The sequence below is a fragment of the Bosea vaviloviae genome (assembly GCF_001741865.1).
Classification (GTDB): domain Bacteria; phylum Pseudomonadota; class Alphaproteobacteria; order Rhizobiales; family Beijerinckiaceae; genus Allobosea; species Allobosea vaviloviae.
The window spans coordinates 1,952,887-1,973,375 of record NZ_CP017147.1 but is presented as its reverse complement, the minus strand read 5'-3'; the positions used below and the strand labels follow the sequence as shown (position 1 = coordinate 1,973,375).

Here is a 20,489-nt window from a genome sequence, read left to right as displayed (position 1 = left end):
CCGCGCTGACCCGAGAACCTCTTTCAAGAGATGCTCGGGTCAAGCCCGAGCATGACGTGGAGGCTACAGCGCGACCTTGAACGCCGCTTCCGTCTTGCTGGTGATCTCCTCCAGCGTGACGCCCTCGGCCAGTTCGATCAGGCTCATGCCGCCGCCATTCTCGTCGATCGTGAAGACGCCGAGATCGGTGATCACCATGTCGACCACGCCAGCCCCGGTCAGCGGCAGGTCGCAGGCCTTGAGCAGCTTGGCCGATTCCGAGCCGTCCTTGTTCTTGGCGACATGCTCCATCACCACGACGACCTTCTTGACGCCGGCGACGAGGTCCATGGCGCCGCCCATGCCCTTCACCACCTTGCCGGGGATCATCCAATTGGCGAGGTCGCCGTTCTGGGCGACCTGCATGGCCCCCAGGATCGAGAGGTCGATATGACCACCGCGGATCATGCCGAAGGAGTCGGCGGACGAGAAATAGCTCGTCGTCGGAAGTTCGGTGATGGTCTGCTTGCCGGCGTTGATCAGGTCGGGATCCTCGTCGCCCTCATAGGGGAAGGGGCCCATGCCGAGCATGCCGTTCTCGGACTGGAGCTGAACCGAAACCCCCTCGGGGATGTAGTTCGAGACCAGCGTCGGAATGCCGATGCCGAGATTGACGTAATAGCCGTCCTTGAGTTCCTTGGCGGCGCGGGCTGCGATCTGTTCACGGGTCCAGGGCATGTCTCGAACTCCTTAAGCCGCGCGCTTGCGGGTGGTGCGCTGCTCGATGCGCTTGGCCGCATTGGTGACGTGGACGATCCGCTTCACGAAGATGCCCGGCGTATGCATGTGATCGGGATCGATCTCGCCCGCCGGCACGAGATGCTCGACCTGCGCGATGGTCAGCCGCGAGGCCGAGGCCATCATCGGATTGAAGTTGCGCGCCGTCTTCCGGTAGACGAGATTGCCTTCGGTATCGCCCTTCCAGGCATGGACCAGCGAGACATCGGCGAAGAGGCCGCGCTCCATGATGTAGCGCTCGCCGTCGAAAACCCGCTCCTCCTTGCCTTCCGCGACCAAGGTGCCGACGCCGGTCTTGGTGAAGAAGGCCGGGATGCCCGCCCCACCGGCGCGGATGCGCTCGGCCAGCGTGCCCTGCGGGGTGAATTCGAGCTCCAGTTCGCCGGCGAGGAACTGCTGGGCGAAGAGCTTGTTCTCGCCGACGTAGGACGAGATCATCTTCTTGATCTGCCGCGTCTCGAGCAGGATGCCGAGGCCCGCGCCGTCGATGCCGGCATTGTTGGAGATGAAGGTCAGCTCCTTGGCGCCGCTCTCGCGCACCGCCTCGATCAGGAGATCGGGAATGCCGCAAAGGCCGAAGCCGCCGGCCATGATGGTCATGCCGTCCTTGATGGCGCCGGCCAGAGCGGCCTTGGCGTCAGGAAAAACCTTCTTCGACATCGCGTTGCCTTTGCCGCTGGAATGACTGGCCGGGGGGCTTGCTAAAGCACTAGCCGAGCGCGAGGGGCGGTTGCAACATGAGGTAGACTAAATGCGCGCAAACCCCCTTCCAAAAGGAAGGGGGTTTGCGTCGCGTTGCCAGCCTTACGACGCCGGGCAGGCCGCGCCGCTATCCGCCCAGGCCTGCATCAATTCGCCGAACTGCGCCGCCGTGCCCGGTGCCGGCTGGCGACTGGCGCCGGGATTCCAGCCCCAGAGCACCAGCGTGTCGGTGGTGACGTGCTTGACCAGCGCTGCGAAGTCGCGGCTGCCGTTGCGGTTCTGGTCCTTGAGCTGCTCGCAGATCTGGCCGAGCGTCTTGCCCTCCCAGGCCATCGAGGCGGGCGCCAAAGCCCAGTGCCCGTCGCCGGGCACGCGGGCGGGATCGTAGTTCTGCTTGCCGTGGCAGGTGGCGCATTCCAGGCCCGGCGCGCCGTGCCCGTCCTTGCCGCGCACCACCATCGGCTCGTGCAGGCGCCGCGCATCAGCCTGGCGCGGACGCTCGGTGGCGGGGTGGCAGTTCATGCAGCGCGGATGCTGCATGACCTTGCCCATTTCGGTGAAGAGCGCGACCGAACGGTCGCGCGGGTTGGCGATGCTGGAGAAGCTCGCAGCCGGGCGCAGCGTCGCCCCCCCCGGCTGCGCCTGGTTGGCGTTCTGCGCCAGGGTGAGCGCGCTCCCAGCGATGCACAGCGCGAGGCCGGCGGCGGCGGAGACGAGCAGGTTGCGCCGCATCAGACCGTCCCCCCCTGCATCGGTAGCTGACGCGGGCGGACCTGTCCGAGCGCGGCGAGAGCGTTCGCTACGGCCGGGCCAATCGGCGGCACGCCGGGCTCGCCGACGCCGGTCGGCTTCTCCGTCGAGGCCATGATCCTGACCTCGACCGCCGGCATCTCGTGGATACGCAGCGAGCGGTAGCTGTCGAAATTGGTCTGTACCGGCTTGCCCTGGTCGAGCGTGAGCTCGCCATACAGTGCGTGGCCGAGGCCGAAGCCGATGCCGCCCTCCATCTGGGCGCGGATAATGTCGGGGTTGACCGCGACGCCGCAATCGACCGCGCACCAGACCTTGTGCACCTTGGGCTCGCCGCCCTCGCCGAGCGAGACCTCGGCAATCTGGGCGACGAAGGTATTGAAGCTCTCGACGACCGCGACGCCGCGCGCCCGGCCATTGCCGGCCGCCGGCCCCGTCCAGTTGGCCATCTCGCCGACGGCCTTGAGCACGGCCGCCGCGCGCGGATGCCTGTCACCCATCATCGCAAGACGCCCCTTCAGCGGGTCCTGCCCCGCCGCCTGGAGGAGCTCGTCGATGAAGCACTCGACGGCGTAGCCGGTATGAGTGTGGCCGACCGAACGCCACCACAGGGTCGGCACGCCGACCTTGGGGTTGGCCACCTCGCAGTTGAAATCGGCGATCTCGTAGAAGAGCTCGTTGGCGCCTTCGACGGAGGTGGCGTCGATGCCGTTCTTCACCACCATCGCCTCGAAGGGCGTGCCGAGGAAGAAGGACTGGCCGACGATGTTGTCGGCCCAGGCCACGACCTTGCCGTCCTTCACCGCGCCGCGCAGGCGATGCAGGAAGAGCGGGCGGTAATAGCCGCCCGAGAGATCGTCCTCGCGGGTCCAGACCAGCTTGACCGGACGGTTCGGGCCGATCGCCTTGGCCGCCATGGCGAGCTCGGCCGCGAGATGCTGGCTGACCTGCGCACGCCGGCCGAAGCTGCCACCGGCGAGCATGGTCTCGAGTTTCACCTTCTCCGGCGGCAGCCCGAGGATGGTCGCGATGGTGGCGTGCTCGGTCGTCTGGAACTGGCTGCCGAAGCGGGCCAGCGCCTGGCTTCCGTCCCATTCGAGATAGCCGTCGAGCGGCTCCATCGGCGCATGCGCCAGATAGGGGAAGACGAACTCGGCCTCGATGACCTTGTCCGCCTTGGCGAGCACGGCCTCGGCATCGCCATGCGTGCCGGCGACGGTGCCCTTCTGGCGGGCGAGCGCGCGGTATTCGGCAATCAGCTCGCGGCTGCCACGCTTCTCGGCGGCGCTTTCGTCCCAGTTGACCTTCAGGGCCTCGCGGCCCTTCAGCGCCGGCCACATGCCGGTGGCGTAGACGGCGACGCCGGAGCCGATCTGCTTGACGTCGACCACGCCCTTGACCTTGAGGGTCGCGGCCGCATCGAAGCTGGCGACCTTGCCGCCGAAGCGCGGCGGCCGGGCGACGACCACGGTCAGCATGTTCGGCGCATGGATGTCGATGGTGAACTGCGCCTTGCCGCGCGACTTGTCGTAGCTGTCGAGGCGTTTCACCGCGCCTTCCTTGCCGATCAGCTTATAGGCCGAGGCGGGCTTGAGCGGCGCGTTCTCCGGCACGGGCAGCTTGGCGGCGGCCTCGGCGAACTCGCCGAAGCGGCCCTGCTTGCCCGAGGCATGGCTGATCACGCCGGCCTCGACCTTGATTTCGGCAGCCGGGACCTTCCAGGCATCGGCCGCGGCCTGGACCAGCATGGCGCGGGCGGTCGCGCCGGCCTTGCGCATCTGCTCCCAGCTATTGGCAATCGCGGTCGAGCCGCCGGTGCCCTGCACGCCGAAGGCGAGGTTGGCGTAGAGCTTGACGTCGGCGGGCGCGTGCTCGCTGCGCATCTGGCCCCAGTCGGCGTCCATCTCCTCGGCGGCCAGGGTAGCGAGGCCGGTGAAGGGGCCCTGGCCGAACTCGATATGCTTGACCAGCACGGTCACGGTCGAGTCGGGCGCGACGCGGATGAAGGCGTTGGGCGCGAAGGTGGCGTTGCCGCCGGGCCGGAAGGCGGCGCCGGCCCCGGAAGACTGGGCACGGGCAGCGAGCGGCAGGTGCAGGCCGATGACGAGGGCGCCAGCGCCCTTCAGCAGGGAGCGACGCGAGAGGTTGGGGTCGTGTGCGGTCATGATCAGGCCTCCAGCGCGCGGGCGGCGCTATGGATCGCGGCGCGGATGCGGACGTAAGTTGCGCAGCGGCAGAGATTGCCGTTCATCGCGAGATCGATGTCGCGATCGGTCGGCTTCTTGTTGTCCTTGAGCAGGGCGACCGCGCTCATCACCTGGCCAGACTGGCAATAGCCGCATTGCGGCACATCGCCGGCGGTCCAGGCCGCCTGGACCGCCTCGGCCTCGCGGCCGGAGATCGCCTCGATCGTGGTGATTTCGGCGCCGACCACGGCGGAGACCGGCGTCACGCAGGAGCGCAGCGGCTTGCCGTCGAGATAGACGGTGCAGGCGCCACATTGCGCGACGCCGCAGCCGAATTTGGTGCCGGTGAGGCCGAGATTGTCGCGCAGCGCCCAGAGCAGGGGCGTGTCGTCGTCGATATCGACGCTATGCGTCGTTCCGTTGACCTTGAAGGTATGGGCCATGGCTGCCTCCGATGCTGATATGACGCAGCGCGGCACCATGGTGCGGATCGAGGCTCGCCCTCGCCGGCCCGATCTGACATATCAGAAGCGGGCTATCAATCCGTAGTCCTGGGTCGCGCGACTGGACTAGTTAGACGCTTTCAGTCTAATTAGGATAGTCGCGCTCAGTTTGGATCTTGTCAAGACTGCAAATGGCCGACAGCAGCGAAAGTTCCGGCACCGGAGCAAATTCTTGTGCCGAGGATGCGACCACCCGCATCGACCAGATCGCGGATGCGGCCCTGCGCCGTTTCGCGCGCTACGGTTTCAAGCGCACCTCGATGGACGACATCGCCAAGGAGGCCGGCCTCGCCAAGGCGACGCTCTATCTGCATTTCAAGGGCAAGGACGACGTCTTCCGGGCGATGATGCTGCGGACCGGCCAGCGGGTCGATGCCCGCTGCCAGCGCGTGATGGCGATGGCGGCTCCGTTCCCGGAGCGGCTCGCGGCGCTGCTCGACGCACATTTCGGCACCGGCTACGCCTGTTTCGGCGCCGGCGAGCACCTCCTTGAGCTCAAGGCCGTGATGACGAGCGTCGCCAGCGCCGAGGTACAGGCTTTCGAGAACATCTTCACGCGCCACGCCACCGAGCTCCTCGAAAAGGCCGAAGCGGCGGGCGAGATCAGCCTGTCGCGCAGCGGGCTCTCGACGGCCACCTTCGTGGCGACATTGATGCAGGCAGCGGCCGGCGCGAAGGCCGGCGCCAAACTCTCGTGCGAAACTTACGGGGCCCGCCTGCGCGATCTCGCATCGGTCTTCGGCGCTGCCCTCGCGCCAACGGGCCTGGATTGAGGGTTTTCATCTCACGCCTTAGCCAAACGTCGTAATTCCCGCCGAAACAGCCGCAATTACGGGCAGAAGCCGGCGTTGACACTCGCTCGCGGCGCAGTGCAGCATGACTGCAAGGGGAAACGTATCAATAAGAAAGAACACGATGCTACGCTCTGGCGATCGCCATGGCTGACGACATCATTCTGTCGACGGCGGGACTGACCAAGGACTTCGGCGGCTTCAAGGCCGTCAGCGGCGTCGACCTCAAGGTCCGGCGCGGACACATCCATGCGCTGATCGGCCCCAACGGCGCCGGCAAGACGACATGCTTCAATCTGCTGACCAAATTCCTCAGCCCGACCAAGGGTGCGATCGTCTATAACGGCCGCGACATCACGCGCGAAAAGCCGGCCGAGATCGCCCGGCTTGGCCTGGTGCGCTCGTTCCAGATCTCGGCGGTGTTCCCGCAGCTCAGCGTGCTGACCAATGTGCGCATCGCGCTGCAGCGCAAGCGCGGCGACTCGTTCGATTTCTGGCGCTCGGAGAAGGTGCTGGCCGGGCTCGACGAGGAGGCGATGCGCCTCGTCGAAGCAGTCGGACTCGGCTCGTTCGCCAGCCTGACGGCAGCCGAGCTCAGCTACGGCCGCAAGCGCGCGCTCGAGATCGCCACGACGCTGGCTCTCGACCCCGAAATGCTGCTGCTCGACGAGCCGATGGCCGGCATGGGTCGCGAGGATGTCGAGCGTATCGAGGCCCTGATCCGCAAGGTCTCGGTCAACCGCACCATCCTGATGGTCGAGCATAATCTCTCGGTCGTCGCCTCGCTCTCGGACCGCATCACGGTGCTGGCGCGCGGGCAGGTGCTGGCCGAAGGCGACTATGCCACGGTCTCGAAGGATCCGCGCGTGATCGAGGCCTATATCGGCTCGGGGGGCGACCATGCTCACTAAGACGACGGCGGCAGGCCAGCCCGCGACCGAGACCGCTCCGCTGCTGAAGGTGCGCGGGCTCGAAGCCTGGTATGGCGAGAGCCATGTGCTGCACGGCATCGATTTCGACGTCGCACCCGGTGAGGTGGTGACGCTGCTGGGCCGCAACGGCGCCGGCAAGACGACGACGCTGAAGTCGATCATGGGCGTGATGGGCAAGCGCCGCGGCTCGGTCGTGCTGGAGGGCACGGAGACGATCGCCCTGCCCTCGCGCGCCATCGCCAGGCTCGGCATCGGCTACGTCCCGGAGGAGCGCGGCATCTATGCCAGCCTCAGCGTCGAGGAGAACCTGCTGCTGCCGCCGCAGGTCAGGCCGGGCGGGCTCTCGCTCGAGCAGATCTTCGAGCTCTTCCCCAACATCAAGGAGCGCTTGAAGAGCCAGGGCACGAAGCTCTCGGGCGGCGAGCAGCAGATGCTGGCGATCGGCCGCATCCTGCGCACCGGTGCCCGTCTCCTCCTGCTCGACGAGCCGACCGAGGGGCTGGCCCCGGTCATCATCGAACAGATCGGCCGGACGATCGCGCGATTGAAGCGCGAGGGCTTCACCATCATCCTGGTCGAGCAGAATTTCCGCTTCGCCGCGACCGTCGCCGACCGACACTATGTCGTCGAGCAGGGCAAGGTCATCGACATGATCCCCAATGACGAGCTCGACGCCAATATCGACAAGCTCCACAGCTATCTCGGAGTCTGAAGCCACGCTCCAGGACCAGGAACTCCAGGACCAAGGACGCCGAGACCAGGCACTTCAACAACAAAAACAACGTCGAAAACGACATTCACTCCAGGGAGAGACCCACATGATGAAACTCAAGACCATTCTGGCGACGACGGCTCTGGCCGCGCTGATGGCGAGCCCGGCCTTCGCGCAGCAGATCGCGGTCAAGCTCGGCGTGCTGAACGACCGCTCCGGCCTCTATGCCGACCTGACCGGCGAAGGCTCCGTCGTCGCCGCCAAGCTCGCGGTCGAGGACTTCAAGGCGGCCGAGAAGGGCATCAAGGTCGAGATCGTCTCGGCCGACCACCAGAACAAGCCCGATGTCGGCTCCAACATCGCCCGGCAATGGTACGATCAGGACGGCGTCGATGTGATCCTCGACGTGCCGACCTCCTCGGTCGCGCTCGCGATCAACCAGATCACCAAGGACAAGAACAAGATCATGCTGAATTCGGGCGCCGCGGCGTCCGACCTCACCGGCAAGGCCTGCACGCCCAACACGATCCACTGGACCTATGATACCTATGCCCTGGCCCAGGGCACGGGCGGCGCCATGGTGAAGGCCGGCGGCGACAGCTGGTTCTTCCTCACCGCCGACTATGCCTTCGGCCACGCGCTGGAGCGCGACACGGCGGCGATCGTCACCAAGAATGGCGGAAAGGTGCTGGGCGCGGTGCGCACGCCGTTCCCGGGCACGGACTTCTCCTCCTTCCTGCTGCAGGCACAGGCCTCGAAGGCCAAGGTCATCGGCCTGGCGAATGCTGGCGGCGACACCATCAATTCGATCAAGCAGGCTGGCGAATTCGGCATCGTCGCGGGCGGGCAGAAGCTCGCCGGGCTGCTCGTCTTCGTCACCGACGTGAACGCGCTCGGCCTGCAGACGGCGCAGGGGCTGGTGCTGACCGAATCCTTCTACTGGGACCGGGATGAGGGCACACGCGCCTGGTCGCAGCGTTTCGCCAAGGCGCATAACGGCAACATGCCGTCGATGGTCCAGGCCGGCGTCTACAGCTCGGTGCTGCATTACCTCAAGGCGGTAGAGGCGACGAAGTCGAAGGATACGGCGACGGTGCTGGCCAAGATGAAGGAGCTGCCGACCGACGACCCGCTCTTCGGCAAGGGCACGGTTCGCGTCGACGGCCGCAAGATGCACGACATGTATCTCTACGAGGTCAAGAAGCCCTCGGAATCGAAGGGCAAGTGGGACTACTACAAGCAGATCGCCGTGCTGCCGGCCGAGCAGGCCTTCCGCCCGCTCTCCGAAAGCGAATGCCCGCTCGTCAAGAAGTGAGGGCGGCTTAGCCGCAGCGTTGCGACAACCTCAACGTCATCCCGGACAAGTCGCGTAAGCGACGCAGATCCGGGATCCATCGAAGGGCCCCACGGCTGCATGGATCCCGGGTCTGCGCTTCGCTCCGCCCGGGATGACGGAGAGGTTCCAGTGCCCCTACATACCGCAATGATCTGAGCCCCGCATGTTCGAGCTTCTCGGAATCCCGCCACAAGCGCTCTTCGGCCAGGTCCTGCTCGGCCTGATCAACGGCTCGTTCTACGCCATCCTCAGCCTCGGGCTGGCGGTGATCTTCGGGCTGCTCAACATCATCAACTTCGCCCATGGCGCGCAGTACATGATGGGCGCCTTCGTCGCCTGGATGTGCCTGAACTATCTCGGCATCAATTACTGGGCGGCGCTCCTGCTGGCGCCCTTGATCGTGGGCGTCTTCGGCGTGCTGATCGAGCGCTTCCTGATCGCAAGGCTCGCCAATCTCGACCATCTCTACGGCCTGCTGCTGACCTTTGGGCTGGCGCTGATCATCCAGGGTCTGTTCCGCAATTCCTACGGCTCGTCGGGCCTGCCCTACCAGATCCCCGACGCGCTCAGGGGCGGGCAGAATCTCGGCTTCATGTTCCTGCCGAATTATCGCGGCTGGGTCGTCGGCGCCTCGCTCGTGGTCTGCCTCGTGACCTGGTTCATGATCGAGAAGACCAGACTCGGCGCCTATCTGCGCGCCGCCACCGAGAACCCGACGCTGACCCAGGCCTTCGGCATCAACGTGCCGCTGCTGGTCACACTGACCTATGGCTTCGGCGTGGCGCTGGCGGCCTTCGCCGGCGTGCTCGCCGCGCCGATCTATTCGGTCAATCCGAATATGGGCGCCGATCTGATCATCGTCGTCTTCGCCGTGGTCGTGATCGGCGGCATGGGTTCGATCCTGGGCTCGATCGTCACCGGCTTCGGACTCGGGCTGATCGAGGGCCTGACCAAGGTGTTCTACCCGGAGGCCTCGGCCACGGTGATCTTCATCATTATGGTCCTGGTGCTGCTGGTGAAGCCCGCCGGGTTGTTCGGGCGGGCCGCGTGATGGCGCTCCTGTCATTGCGAGCGCAGCGAAGCAATCCAGATGGCTCGCTCGATATCCCCCTGGATTGCTTCGTCGCTACGCTCCTCGCAATGACGGAAGAGCGTTTGCGCCTGCAAACCCAGCATCGCGGCGTAGCTGTAAGGACCTGACATGGCAAACGTTGCTACGACCGATGCACCTGTGGCGGGTTTGGCCCTCGCAGAAATGAATGACGGCACCGAGCGGCTGCACAGGGCGATCCTGATCGGGCTTGCCGTCCTGCTCGCGGCCGCGCCCTTCCTCCTCTACCCGGTCTTCGTCATGAAGGTGTTGTGCTTCGCGCTGTTCGCGCTCGCCTTCAATCTACTGCTTGGCTATGGCGGGCTGCTCTCCTTCGGCCATGCCGCCTATTTCGGCATGTCGAGCTATGTCTGCGCCTATGCCGCTAAGAACTGGGGCCTGACGCCGGAACTCGCCATCCTCTCGGGCGCGCTGGTCGCGGCCGTGCTGGGCCTGGCCTTCGGGGCGCTCGCGATCCGGCGACAAGGCATCTATTTCGCCATGATCACGCTGGCGCTCGCCCAGATGACGTTCTTCTTCTCGCTGCAGACGCCGAAATTCACCGGCGGCGAGGACGGCATCCAGGCCGTGCCGCGCGGCAAGCTTTTCGGGCTGGTCGACCTCTCCAACGACCTGACGCTGTATTATCTCGTCGCGATCATCTTCATGGCCGGGCTTTTGCTGATCTACCGCATCATCCACTCGCCCTTCGGCCAGGTCTGCAAGGCGATCAGGGACAATGAGCCGCGCGCGATCTCGCTCGGCTACCGTGCCAACCAGTACAAGCTTGCCGTCTTCGTGCTCTCGGCGACGCTGGCGGGGCTCGCCGGCGCGACCAAGGCGATCGTCTTCCAGCTCGCTTCGCTCACCGATGTGCACTGGTCGATGTCGGGCGAGGTCGTGCTGATGACGCTGGTGGGCGGGCTTGGCACCGTCTTCGGGCCGATCGTCGGGGCGCTCGTCATCGTCTCCATGCAGAACTATCTCGCCAGCCTCGGCGCCTGGGTCACGGTGGTGCAAGGCGTGATCTTCGTGGTCTGCGTGCTGCTCTTCCGCGAGGGCATTGTGGGCGTGATCGCGAAGAAGATCGGGCGGCCGCTGTAGAGCATTGCGCGAAAAAGCGGGTACCGGTTTTTCGTGGGAGCAATGCTCTAAACTTTTAGAATCGATCACGTTTTTCGCATCCGGACGGAACCGTCCGAATGCGAAAAACGTGATCGAGAGCCTCACCGCCCGCGCATCAGGAAGGCGGTGACGGCCGCCCGGTCGGCCTCGTCGTCGAGGCCCTGAGGGCTCATCCAGCCGCCTTTGAACATCGCGTCGGGGTCGACGAGATAGGCGTTCAGGCGGGTTTCGTCCCAGATGACGCGCTTGGCGCGCGCCGCCTTGAAGGCGGGCGAATAGTCGAAGCCCTCGGCCGCGCCGACGACGCGCCCTTTCAGCCCGGCCAGATGCGGCCCGGCCATGCCCTGCTTGGCGGGATCGAGGCTGTGGCAGGATTTGCAGGCCTCGAACAGCGCCTCGCCGCGCCCCAGATCCTGCGCCATGGCGAGCCCGCCCGAGAGCACAAGCGCCACGATGGCAGAGGCGTATCTCACGCCTGCTTCACCGTCTGGATGCGCACGAGGCGGTCATTGCCGCTCTCGCCACCCCAGGCCTCGCCGGAGCGGCCGTCCATCTGGCGGACATTGGCGCCGGCCTTGTCGCTCGGGAAGCTGTTGAAGGCCTCGGTGACCGGATCGAAATGCACGATGGCGTTGGCGCTGAAATCGGTCAGCCAGACCTTGTCGGCGTCGTCGACATAGACCGAATAGGCGCGCGGCTTGTCGCCCGGCAGTTTCCAGGTCTTCCAGCTCTTGCTCAGCGTGTCATAGGCGGAGACGTTGCCGGAGTTCCATTCGCTGACCCAGACCCGATTCTTCGAATCCGACCAGACGCGGCGCGCGCCCTGTCCGGGCGTCGGCGGCTCGACCACCGTGACCTGGGCCGTGCCGGTGTCGATGCTGGCGATGTGGTTGCCGGCGAGCGAGGCGTACCAGACCTCGCCCGAGGGCGTCAGCGTGATGCCATAGGCGCCGGGGCCACGCGGCGCGTCCCAGACCTCCATCTTGCGCGTATTCGGATCGAAGCGGCCGATGACGCCGTTCTGGCCGGTGAACCAGAGGATGCCGCTCTTGTCGAAGACGCCGGTGTTGAGGTTGGCCCGTGCCCTGCCCTCCGGCAGCTTGAACAATTCGACTTTGTGGGTCTTGTCGTCGACACGGGCGATGGCGTTCTGGCCGCCCTCCGTCACCCAGGCCGCGCCGTCGGGCCCGCGGATGACGCCATGAGGCGCAGCGCCCTGGCCGAGCTCGACCACCTTGAGCTGGCCGGAGCGCGGATCGAAACGTCCGAGCGTGCCGTTGCGCTGGCCGCAGACCCAGAGCGTGCCGTCGCCGGCGTCGGTGACGTCGCGGGAGCCCTTGATCGCGGGAATGTCGAAATAGGTGACGGTGAATTTCGTCTCGGTCGTCTCGGCTGCGATCGCGGCGGTCCGGCCGATCAAGGCGGGGGCAGCGAGTCCGGCGAGGCCGAGCTGGAGAAAGGAACGGCGCAGCATGGAGCGTCTCCTTCGTAGGCAGAAGCTAGAACAACGTCCGACCCGGTTGGATCGTTCAATTGCTCCAATCTATTATTTTAGCGCGTTTTCTCCGCGCAAACGCTTCGCGTTTGTCGCGAGGGAACCGTATCCACTTCGCTCGAAAACGCTCTGGGATCGCGCTTGGCTCCTTGAGTAGACCGACAAGATGGTGAAACCGGGACAGAGCCCAACGCGCTGCCGCTTCAGCGGATCAGCTTCGCCGCCGCGCGGAACTGCGGATGGGCCGCGGTCCTGAGCCATTCGAACACCACCATCTCAGTCGTGACGATCTCGGCGCCATGGCGTGCCATGCGCGCGATCGCGACCTCTTTTGATTCAGCCGCGCGCGAGCCGACCGCATCCTGCACCACGGCGACGCGGCGACGGTGCTCGAGCAGGCTCAGCACGGTCTGGCCGACGCAGACATGCGCCTCGCAGCCGCAGATGACGAGCTGCATGTCGCCGGCAAGCGCCTCCAGGAAAGCGGGCTCCGCGCAGGAATCGAAGCTCATCTTGGCGATCACGGGACCGGCGCCCGCCAGCTCAGGCACCGTGCCGCCGAGCCCGGCCGGGTTCTGCTCGGTCATCAGCACCGGCACCGCAAGGAGGCCGGCAGCATCGACCAGGCGCCTGGCGTTCGCGACCAGGCGCGCGCCGTCATGGATCGCCGGCATCAGGCGCGCCTGGAAATCGATGATGACGAGGATGGCGTCGGTGGCGGAAAGCAGGGTCATGACTGCGTCTTTCTACTGCGGTTTCCTATTGAGAGCGCACCGAAGCCCCGCTCAGTGCCGCCATGCTAAAGCATTTTCGAGCGAAGTGGACACCGGTTCCCTCGCGACAAACGCGAAGCGTTTGCGCGGAGAAAATGCGACAAAACAAGGAGGTAGAGCATTTCCGTGATTCAGAGAGACGCGGAAATGCTCTAACCTCACGCACGCCTGGAAACCAGAAAGGGAAGGAAACGCCATGCCCCAGATGATCTTCGTCAACCTGCCCGTGCAGGATCTCGACGCCTCGGTTGCCTTCTTCACGGCGCTAGGTTTCTCGTTCAATCCGCAATTCACCGATGAGACCGCGACCTGCATGGTGATCAGCGACACCATCTTCGCGATGCTGCTGACTCATGAGAAATTCCTCAGCTTCTCGCCGAGGCCAATCGCCGATACGAGCCAGGCGATCGAGGTGCTGACCTGCCTCTCCCGCGACAGCCGGGCTGATGTCGATGCCATGGTCAAGGCAGCCCTGGCGGCCGGCGGCACGACCTATAAGGAGCCGCAGGATTACGGCTTCATGTATGGCCACGGCTTCCAGGACCTCGACGGCCATGTCTGGGAGCTGATGTGGATGGATCCCGCCGCCGTGCAGGGGTGAGCTCTCCCTTCTCCCAGCCATCTCGGGCTTGCCCGAGATGGGCAAGCCAAACTGTCAAAGTCGGCAACAGCCGACTTTGATGCGGGCGAAGGTGGCTCGGCGGCGGCCGAGACGGATGAGGGGGCGCTGTGAGCTCACCGCCTGGCCGAACAGGACGCCAGCCGGAAAGGGCACGGCGCCCCCTCATCCGGCGCTGCGCGCCACCTTCTCCCGCGAGGGGAGAAGGGAAGAGCGCGCGTCATCCTCGGGCGTAGCGCAGCGAAGACCCGGGCATCTCGGGACCAGCCTCTTCCTTCACGAGCTTCCCGGGTCCGCGCTCTGCGCGGCCCGGGAATGACGCCCTTCGTCAATTCCCGCCCGCCGCGCGCTTGGGCACGCCGGCTAGCCAGACGCCCATCTCTTTGGCCCAGAACTTCGCCAGCCCCGTCGTGCCGTGGCCGCGGCTGTCCTCGCTTGCCGGGATCAGCAGCAGCTTGCCATTGGCGAGGCGCTTCAACTCGCGCTCCATGATACCGGTCTCGGGCGGGTTGCGCTCGTCATCAGCGGAGTTGATCGCCAGCAGCGGCGCCTTGATCGCGCCCAGGCCGTGGGAGGCGTCGTAGTCGCGCGAAGAATCCCACTGATAGAGGAAATCATTGGCATCGGCGCTGAAGGCGGCCTTCAGGCGCTCGTCGAGCAGCGCGTCAGCAGCCTCGCGCGTCGGCGCCAATTTCTGATAGGCGAGCGTGCCGCCGTTGGTGGCGATACCGAAGAAGACATTGGCCGTGCGGAAAGCCGGCGGCTGCGTCGTGTAGTCGCCGCCCTTCCACTCCGGATCGTTGCGGACGGCGTCGATGATCATGCGCCGCATCATCCAGTTGCGGCTCGACATCGGCGTCGGCTGCGAGGCCATCGGCACCAGCGCGTCCATGAAATCGGGATGCCTGACGCCCCAGAGCCAGACATGCATGCCGCCCATCGAATTGCCGAGCACGAGCCGGACATGGCGCAGCCCCAGCCCCTCGCTGACCAGCTTGTGCTGGGCTGCGACCATGTCCTCGTAATTATAGCGCGGGAACTTCGCCTTCAGCCCGTCGGAGGGCTTGGAGGAGGTACCGGCCCCGATCGCATCCGGCAGGATGATGAAGTATTTCGCCGCATCGAGCGGCTGGCCCGGGCCGAACAATTCGCCCGCAAAGGCCGGCGTCAGCAGGCTCGCCGCCGAGCCCGCCGTGCCGTGCAGGATCACCACCGGCTCGCCCACGGGATCGCCGATGGTGGCGTAGCCGAGCTTCAATTCCGCCAATGTCTCGCCGCTCTGGAAGCGGAAATCCTTGGCCACCCAGACGCCGCGCTTGGGCGCGGGATAATCGGCCGCCGCGGCCGCCACCGCGACGATGGACAGGATGAAGGCCGCGGCCAGGCGGCGCGGCCAGCTTGCGATGGTCATGATGATGGCACCTTCGTTGTCGCCGCCACAGCTTACCGTCACGACTTGCCGTCACGACTTGCCGCCGGGCGATCCTCCCTTGATCGAAGGATCGCGCCGAACAGGGGGCGAGGCAAGGGAGGCGGGGGTGGGCTTCTTCCTTCTCCCACCCATCTCGGGCTTGCCTTCCCTTCTCCCCTCGCGGGAGAAGGTGGCGCGCAGCGCCGCATGAGGGGCGCCGTGCCCTTTCCGGTTGGCGTCACACTCAGGCTAAACGGAAAGCTCACAGCGCCCCTTCATCCGTCTCGGCTTCGCCGATCCACCTTCCCCCGCTAGGGGGAAGGGAAAGCGCGCGCGAAATTCCCGCTAGCGCTTCCGCTGCGGTGAGGGGCTGGCGGAGCGCCGCCAGGCACGAATTGGTAGCAGTCCGCATCCGTTGAGCCAGAAGCGGCGCGGAGGGGTTGGCCGCCCTCAGCCGCGCCGGACAGGCGTCTCGGCGATCTCGTGGTGACCGATGGCGCGTTCGAGGCCATCGGGACCGCGCACGCGATACTGCTCTTCCTTGTTGTCGCGCGGCGGCATCACACGCAGGATCTCGTAGAGGCCGAGCCTGGCCTGATTGGCGAAACCCGGTTCGAGATTGACCAGATCACCCGGCTTATATGGCTGACTGGCCATGTCATCATCCCCCGTAAGACGGATTGAGGCGTTGGAACAGGTTGCGACGCGCATCGCCGCAACAGCATCGGCTTGTCCGAAAACCGGTTCCCACTTTTCGGGCCGATGCCCGAGTCATCTTGCATCGGCTTGTCCGAAAACCGGTTCCCACTTTTCGGGCCGATGCCTGAGTCATCTCGCATCGGGCTTGTCCGAAAACCGGTTCCCGCTTTTCGGGCCGATGCCTAGAAATCGGCGGGCGTCAGGCGGTGATAGCTGGCCCGGTGCCGCGCATAGGCGTTCGCGGCCGCCTTCAGGATCGTGTCCCGGTTCCGATCAAAGACATCGAGCACCTGCGCCTGACTGTCATTGATGCCGGAACCCAGCTTGCGCAGGGCGTCCATCTCGATCTGGAAGGTGATCTCCAACGAGGCATCCGAGCCCCAGAAGCTGACGCAGGAACGCCCCGCGTCGAAACTACGGACCGGATTGGGGAAATTCAGCGCCATGGTCGGCCTGCTTTCTTGCGGTTGCCTGTCACGACCAGCTTCAGGACGCCAGCGCCGCAACCTGCTGGTCCACGGCCCGGAAGCGCGGCTGAGCCAAAGCGCGCGAGCCGCCAATGACCGGCGCAAGCGCGCGCCGAACGCAGCGAGCGCCCGCTCCACTGTGTAGGTGCGCCGTCGGCTCCCGAGGGGCTCAAGCAAGCTGATCGTTTTCTCAAGGACGGTCAGGCCAAAACAGATCAACCGCAAGGCGGCTTGTTCTCGACGACCGTCCTTCGGACATGGGGAAGGCAGCCGCGCATTGTAAGGGCCGCGCAATAATAAGGCTTGAACCTCGCAACAAGACTTGGACCTCGTGAACAAGACTTGGACCTCGCAGGACTGGCCGGTCCGCTATGCAGCGGCGGCACGTCCCGCCTCTGGCGCATGGCATGCCCCAGCTTTACAAGTCTGCCATTCTCCCAACGCACGGGCAGGCCGAGTGACCATGGACAAACGGGTCGAGACGGCGGCGCATCCAGCGCCCCTTACCCATGAGGATATTCGCAGCATCCTGTTCGGCATCATGCTCGCCATGTTGCTGGCGGCGCTGGACCAGACCATCGTCGCCACCGCGATGCCGACGATCGGGCGCGAACTCAACGACGTCACGCATCTGCCCTGGGTGGTGACGGCCTATCTGCTCGCCTCGACCGCGGTCACGCCGCTCTACGGCAAGCTCGCCGACATCCATGGCCGGCGGGTGACGCTGCTCTCGGGCATCGTCGTCTTCGTCGTCGGCTCCGTGGCCTGCGCGCTCGCGCCCAATCTCTGGCTCTTGGTGGTCGCGCGCTTCGTCCAGGGGCTGGGCGGCGGCGGGCTGATCGCGCTGGCCCAGACCATTATCGCCGACATGGTCTCACCCAAGGAGCGCGGCAAATACCAGGTCTATTTCGCCGCCGTCTTCATGGTCTCCTCCGTGCTTGGACCGGTTCTCGGCGGGGTCATCGCCGAGGCGCTGCACTGGTCGGTGATCTTCTGGATCAACCTGCCATTGGGGCTCGCCGCTTACTGGATGACGAGCTCGGCGCTGAAGCGGCTGCCGCGCCATGAGCGGCCGCACAAGCTCGACGTCGCCGGCGCCCTGCTGATGACCAGCGCGACGATGACGCTGCTGCTCGCGCTCTCCTGGGGTGGCACCTATTATCCCTGGGGCTCGGCGTGGATCATCGGGCTCGTGGCCTTCTCGATCGTGTTGTGGGCGGTCTTCGCCTGGCGGCTGCGGAGCGCCGCCGAGCCGCTGATCCCGCTCGACCTCCTCGCCAATCCGGTGGTGCGGATGGGCACGATGGCAGCGGGCTTCGGCATGGGCACCTTCATCGGCCTGACGATCTATCTGCCGCTCTATTTCGAGACGGTGGTCGGGATGAGCGCCTCGGCCTCGGGGCTCGGCCTGCTGCCGCTGACCTGCGGCACCGTGATGGGCGCGACCTTGTCGGGCCGCTCGCTGACGCGATTGACGCATTACAAGCGCGTGCCGGTGGCAGGGCTGAGCGTCGCGACAGCGGGAGCGGCGCTGCTGACGATCTATGCCGGGCAGATGCCGCTCCTGCCCTTCTCGCTGACCCTTGCGGTGATCAGCCTGGGGCTCGGCACCATGCTGCCCGTGGCGACGGTCTCGATCCAGAACGCGGTGCTGCCGCATCAGCTCGGCACGGCTACCGCGATCGCGAACTTCTTCCGCCAGATCGGCGGGGCGCTGATCGTGGCGGTGTTCGGCGCGATCGTGCTCGGCGGCGTCGGTGGGGCCGGCGTCGGGCTCTCGCCCGAGGCGCTGAAGCTGGGAACGGTCGATCGCGCGGCGATGATCGAGCTGTTCCGCTATGTCTTCGCAGCGACCTGCTTCGGCTTCGCGATGGCGCTGCTGCTGATGGTGCGGATGAAGGAACTGCCCCTGCGCGGCAGCGCGGTGGAAGCGGCAAAGGCGGCCGGCGGCGAATAGCCGGAACAGTCGCCGCCCCCGCGCGTTCGCCACGAGCCCGCCGCATCGCCGCGGCGGGGTTTCGTCACGCCTTCACGCAGGAGCATGCCATGTCCGATCTCGTCGTCATCGTCTATCCGACCGAGGCCCGCGCCGAGGACATGCGCCAGAAGGTCGTCTCGCTGCAGAAGGAATACCTGATCGAGCTCGGCGACGCCGCCATCGCGGTGATGCATGAGGGCGGCAAGATCAAGTTGAACCAGCTGCTCAACACCACCGCACTCGGCGCCGTCTCCGGCTCGTTCTGGGGCCTGCTGATCGGCGCGATCTTCCTGATGCCGGTGTTCGGCGCAGCGCTGGGCGCAGCATCAGGCGCGCTCGGCGGGGCGCTGACCGATTACGGCGTCAATGACGGCTTCATGAAGGAACTCGCCGCCAACCTGCAGCCGGGCAATGCCGCGCTCTTCCTGCTGATCAACAAGATGACCGCCGACAAGGTGCTCGACGCCGTCAAGGGCACGGGCGGCGTGGTGCTGAAGACCTCGCTCGACCACAGCCGCGAACAGCAATTGCGCGATGCGCTGGCGGGAACGCCGAGGACGCCGGCGGCCGCTCCAGCCCCAACTCCGGAAGGCGCGGGCGCGCCTTCGCCGGTGGGCTGAGGCACCAGCTCTCACAGCATTCTCGGGCGACCTGAGGGAGGCCGGGATCCGAAGCGCGTCATGGTCGGGCTCGACCCGACCATCTTCGGCACCAGCGCACTCTGGTCATGAGATTCTCGGGACAAGCCCGAGAATGACGGCAAGGGTTGAGTTCAGTCGCGCAGCAATTCGTTGATGCCGGTCTTGGAGCGCGTCTGGGCGTCGACCGTCTTGACGATGACGGCGCAGGAGAGCGAGGGGCCGGGTGTACCGTCCGGGAAGGGCTTGCCGGGCAGCGCGCCCGGGACCACGACCGAATAGGGTGGCACCTTGCCGATGTGGATCTGGCCGGTGGCGCGGTCGACGATCTTGGTCGAGGCCGAGATGAACACGCCCATCGAGAGCACCGAGCCCTCGCCGACGATCACGCCCTCGACCACCTCGGAGCGGGCGCCGATGAAGCAGTTGTCCTCGATGATGGTCGGGTTGGCCTGCAGCGGCTCGAGCACGCCGCCGATACCGACGCCGCCCGAGAGATGGACGTTCTTGCCGATCTGGGCGCAGGAGCCGACCGTCGCCCAGGTGTCGACCATGGTGCCGCTGTCGACATAGGCGCCGATATTGACGAAGGACGGCATCAGCACGACGTTGGGGGCAAGGAAGGAGCCCTTGCGCGCGGCGGCCGGCGGCACGACGCGGAAGCCCGCGGCGCGGAAGCGGTTCTCGCCCCAGCCCTCGAATTTTGAGGGCACCTTGTCCCAGAACACGCCTTCGCCGGGGCCATTGGCGATGATCATGTTGTCGGTCAGGCGGAAGGAGAGCAGCACCGCCTTCTTGAGCCACTGATGCACGACCCACTCAGTGCCGATCTTCTCGGCGACGCGGGCCTCGCCGGCATCGAGCAATTCGATCACCTGTTCGACCGCCTCGCGAACCGCGCCTTTGGTGTTGATGCCGATCTCGGAGCGAGCCTCCCAGGCGGCGTCGATGGTGGCGGCGAGATCGGTGAGGGACATGGCGGCGCTCCGGCGGGCGAAAAAGTCGCGGGGAGCGATGGCGGATGAGGGCGGCGACGTCAAGGCGCAAGGATCTATGCGGGAACGACAGGCCCGAATACCGGTTATGCTGTCGTCACCATGCCCAGCGCACTGGAGGGGACCATGAAACACATCGCTTCGTGCTTGGCCTTGTGCTTGCTGCTGACCATGTCGCTCGACGCCGCGCTTGCGCAATCGCGGCCTTCAACCACGAACCGGCCCTGCAGCGTCAACCGCCAGAGTGTCGCGGCAAACGGCGCGATCGTGCTCGGCACCGGCGGCTACACCTATGACCGCTTCGTCGCCAACCGCAGCTTTTGCGAATTCGACGAGGGTGTAGAGCCCGCCTGGGTGCCGAGCCGCGACACGCCGAGCTGCTTCATCGGCTATCGCTGCAAGAGCCGCGACCCGATCTGGTTCGACTGACGCGCCGCGGTTGCTTTCGCCGCCAGCCTGGCTTCTGTTCGCCGCGACCGTAGGAACAAGGGCGACGAAAGCGCCAGACAG

Annotated in this window: 23 protein-coding genes; 10 read left to right on the top strand and 13 right to left on the bottom strand. The window is 65.9% G+C overall.

Annotation, left to right across the window (positions count from 1 at the left end; all coding sequences use genetic code 11):
• Nucleotides 1-63: 63 nt before the first annotated feature.
• The 5 genes from BHK69_RS09230 to BHK69_RS09210 all read right to left on the bottom strand — a co-directional run bounded on the left by BHK69_RS09230 (nt 64) and on the right by BHK69_RS09210 (nt 4,858).
• Entirely contained in the window at nt 64-717 is a 654-nt protein-coding gene (locus BHK69_RS09230) for a 3-oxoacid CoA-transferase subunit B (RefSeq protein WP_069689839.1), read from the bottom strand.
• 12 nt (nt 718-729) lie between these two features.
• The gene (locus BHK69_RS09225) at nt 730-1,437 is read right to left on the bottom strand and encodes a CoA transferase subunit A (RefSeq protein ID WP_069689838.1); all 708 of its coding nucleotides are present in this window, start codon (nt 1,435-1,437) and stop codon (nt 730-732) included.
• A 144-nt stretch (nt 1,438-1,581) separates the two neighbouring features.
• Nucleotides 1,582-2,211: an Isoquinoline 1-oxidoreductase subunit gene (locus BHK69_RS09220; RefSeq protein WP_083269216.1), complete on the bottom strand. Its 630-nt coding sequence runs from the start codon at nt 2,209-2,211 to the stop codon at nt 1,582-1,584.
• Nucleotides 2,211-4,394 carry a xanthine dehydrogenase family protein molybdopterin-binding subunit gene (locus BHK69_RS09215; protein ID WP_069689837.1) on the bottom strand — a complete coding sequence of 728 codons (2,184 nt, stop codon included), beginning with the start codon at nt 4,392-4,394 and terminating at the stop codon, nt 2,211-2,213. Before BHK69_RS09215 ends, BHK69_RS09220 begins: the two co-directional genes overlap by 1 nt.
• Nucleotides 4,395-4,396: 2 nt before the next feature.
• Entirely contained in the window at nt 4,397-4,858 is a 462-nt protein-coding gene (locus BHK69_RS09210) for a (2Fe-2S)-binding protein (RefSeq protein ID WP_069689836.1), read from the bottom strand.
• Between the two features lie 191 nt (nt 4,859-5,049).
• Here BHK69_RS09210 and BHK69_RS09205 point away from each other — a divergent pair, with 191 nt between their 5' ends.
• The 5 genes from BHK69_RS09205 to BHK69_RS09185 all read left to right on the top strand — a co-directional run bounded on the left by BHK69_RS09205 (nt 5,050) and on the right by BHK69_RS09185 (nt 9,740).
• Complete coding sequence (locus tag BHK69_RS09205; RefSeq protein WP_069689835.1) at nt 5,050-5,691, top strand: TetR/AcrR family transcriptional regulator; 642 nt, start codon at nt 5,050-5,052, stop codon at nt 5,689-5,691.
• A gap of 164 nt (nt 5,692-5,855) precedes the next feature.
• Complete coding sequence (locus tag BHK69_RS09200; RefSeq protein WP_069689834.1) at nt 5,856-6,620, top strand: ABC transporter ATP-binding protein; 765 nt, start codon at nt 5,856-5,858, stop codon at nt 6,618-6,620.
• Nucleotides 6,610-7,353 carry an ABC transporter ATP-binding protein gene (locus tag BHK69_RS09195; protein ID WP_069689833.1) on the top strand — a complete coding sequence of 248 codons (744 nt, stop codon included), beginning with the start codon at nt 6,610-6,612 and terminating at the stop codon, nt 7,351-7,353. Before BHK69_RS09200 ends, BHK69_RS09195 begins: the two co-directional genes overlap by 11 nt.
• 109 nt (nt 7,354-7,462) lie before the next feature.
• Nucleotides 7,463-8,668, top strand: a complete 1,206-nt coding sequence (locus BHK69_RS09190) for an ABC transporter substrate-binding protein (RefSeq protein ID WP_069693506.1) — start codon at nt 7,463-7,465, stop codon at nt 8,666-8,668.
• Nucleotides 8,669-8,852: 184 nt separating this feature from the next.
• Entirely contained in the window at nt 8,853-9,740 is an 888-nt protein-coding gene (locus tag BHK69_RS09185) for a branched-chain amino acid ABC transporter permease (RefSeq protein WP_069689832.1), read from the top strand.
• 11 nt (nt 9,741-9,751) lie between these two features.
• Here BHK69_RS09185 and BHK69_RS32595 read toward each other — a convergent pair whose 3' ends face one another.
• Nucleotides 9,752-9,892: a hypothetical protein gene (locus BHK69_RS32595; RefSeq protein ID WP_158516179.1), complete on the bottom strand. Its 141-nt coding sequence runs from the start codon at nt 9,890-9,892 to the stop codon at nt 9,752-9,754.
• On the opposite strand from BHK69_RS32595, the gene BHK69_RS09180 reads away from it, so the two are divergent.
• Nucleotides 9,891-10,883, top strand: coding sequence for a branched-chain amino acid ABC transporter permease (locus BHK69_RS09180; protein ID WP_069689831.1), 993 nt, complete (start codon nt 9,891-9,893; stop codon nt 10,881-10,883). The two genes, BHK69_RS32595 and BHK69_RS09180, sit on opposite strands and share 2 nt — an antisense overlap.
• Nucleotides 10,884-11,005: 122 nt before the next feature.
• On the opposite strand, the gene BHK69_RS09175 is transcribed toward BHK69_RS09180, so the two are convergent.
• The 3 genes from BHK69_RS09175 to BHK69_RS09165 form a co-directional block, all read right to left on the bottom strand.
• A complete protein-coding gene (locus BHK69_RS09175; RefSeq protein ID WP_148663359.1) occupies nt 11,006-11,377 on the bottom strand; it encodes a c-type cytochrome in 372 nt (123 codons plus the stop codon).
• A complete protein-coding gene (locus BHK69_RS09170; RefSeq protein ID WP_069689830.1) occupies nt 11,374-12,378 on the bottom strand; it encodes a Vgb family protein in 1,005 nt (334 codons plus the stop codon). Before BHK69_RS09170 ends, BHK69_RS09175 begins: the two co-directional genes overlap by 4 nt.
• 224 nt (nt 12,379-12,602) lie before the next feature.
• Nucleotides 12,603-13,133: an isochorismatase family protein gene (locus tag BHK69_RS09165; RefSeq protein ID WP_069689829.1), complete on the bottom strand. Its 531-nt coding sequence runs from the start codon at nt 13,131-13,133 to the stop codon at nt 12,603-12,605.
• Nucleotides 13,134-13,368: 235 nt separating this feature from the next.
• Between BHK69_RS09165 and BHK69_RS09160 the strand changes: the two genes are divergently transcribed.
• Nucleotides 13,369-13,773 (top strand): VOC family protein, encoded by a 405-nt coding sequence (locus tag BHK69_RS09160; protein WP_069689828.1) that lies wholly within the window; start codon nt 13,369-13,371, stop codon nt 13,771-13,773.
• A gap of 346 nt (nt 13,774-14,119) precedes the next feature.
• Here BHK69_RS09160 and BHK69_RS09155 read toward each other — a convergent pair whose 3' ends face one another.
• From BHK69_RS09155 to BHK69_RS32845, 3 genes are all read right to left on the bottom strand, one after another.
• Nucleotides 14,120-15,202: an alpha/beta fold hydrolase gene (locus tag BHK69_RS09155; RefSeq protein ID WP_069693504.1), complete on the bottom strand. Its 1,083-nt coding sequence runs from the start codon at nt 15,200-15,202 to the stop codon at nt 14,120-14,122.
• Between the two features lie 450 nt (nt 15,203-15,652).
• Nucleotides 15,653-15,859 (bottom strand): hypothetical protein, encoded by a 207-nt coding sequence (locus tag BHK69_RS09150; protein WP_069689827.1) that lies wholly within the window; start codon nt 15,857-15,859, stop codon nt 15,653-15,655.
• A 224-nt stretch (nt 15,860-16,083) separates the two neighbouring features.
• Nucleotides 16,084-16,593, bottom strand: a complete 510-nt coding sequence (locus BHK69_RS32845; RefSeq protein WP_199579082.1) for a DUF1488 family protein — start codon at nt 16,591-16,593, stop codon at nt 16,084-16,086.
• Nucleotides 16,594-16,831: 238 nt separating this feature from the next.
• On the opposite strand from BHK69_RS32845, the gene BHK69_RS09140 reads away from it, so the two are divergent.
• Together BHK69_RS09140 and BHK69_RS09135 are read left to right on the top strand one after the other, a co-directional pair.
• Nucleotides 16,832-18,325, top strand: a complete 1,494-nt coding sequence (locus BHK69_RS09140; RefSeq protein WP_069689825.1) for an MDR family MFS transporter — start codon at nt 16,832-16,834, stop codon at nt 18,323-18,325.
• Between the two features lie 89 nt (nt 18,326-18,414).
• The gene (locus BHK69_RS09135; protein WP_069689824.1) at nt 18,415-18,966 is read left to right on the top strand and encodes a DUF1269 domain-containing protein; all 552 of its coding nucleotides are present in this window, start codon (nt 18,415-18,417) and stop codon (nt 18,964-18,966) included.
• A 152-nt stretch (nt 18,967-19,118) separates the two neighbouring features.
• Here the strand turns inward: BHK69_RS09135 and dapD are convergent, their stop codons facing one another.
• The gene (gene dapD / locus BHK69_RS09130) at nt 19,119-19,961 is read right to left on the bottom strand and encodes a 2,3,4,5-tetrahydropyridine-2,6-dicarboxylate N-succinyltransferase (RefSeq protein WP_069689823.1); all 843 of its coding nucleotides are present in this window, start codon (nt 19,959-19,961) and stop codon (nt 19,119-19,121) included.
• Between the two features lie 144 nt (nt 19,962-20,105).
• On the opposite strand from dapD, the gene BHK69_RS09125 reads away from it, so the two are divergent.
• The gene (locus BHK69_RS09125) at nt 20,106-20,408 is read left to right on the top strand and encodes a hypothetical protein (protein ID WP_069689822.1); all 303 of its coding nucleotides are present in this window, start codon (nt 20,106-20,108) and stop codon (nt 20,406-20,408) included.
• The last annotated feature ends 81 nt before the right edge of the window (nt 20,409-20,489 follow it).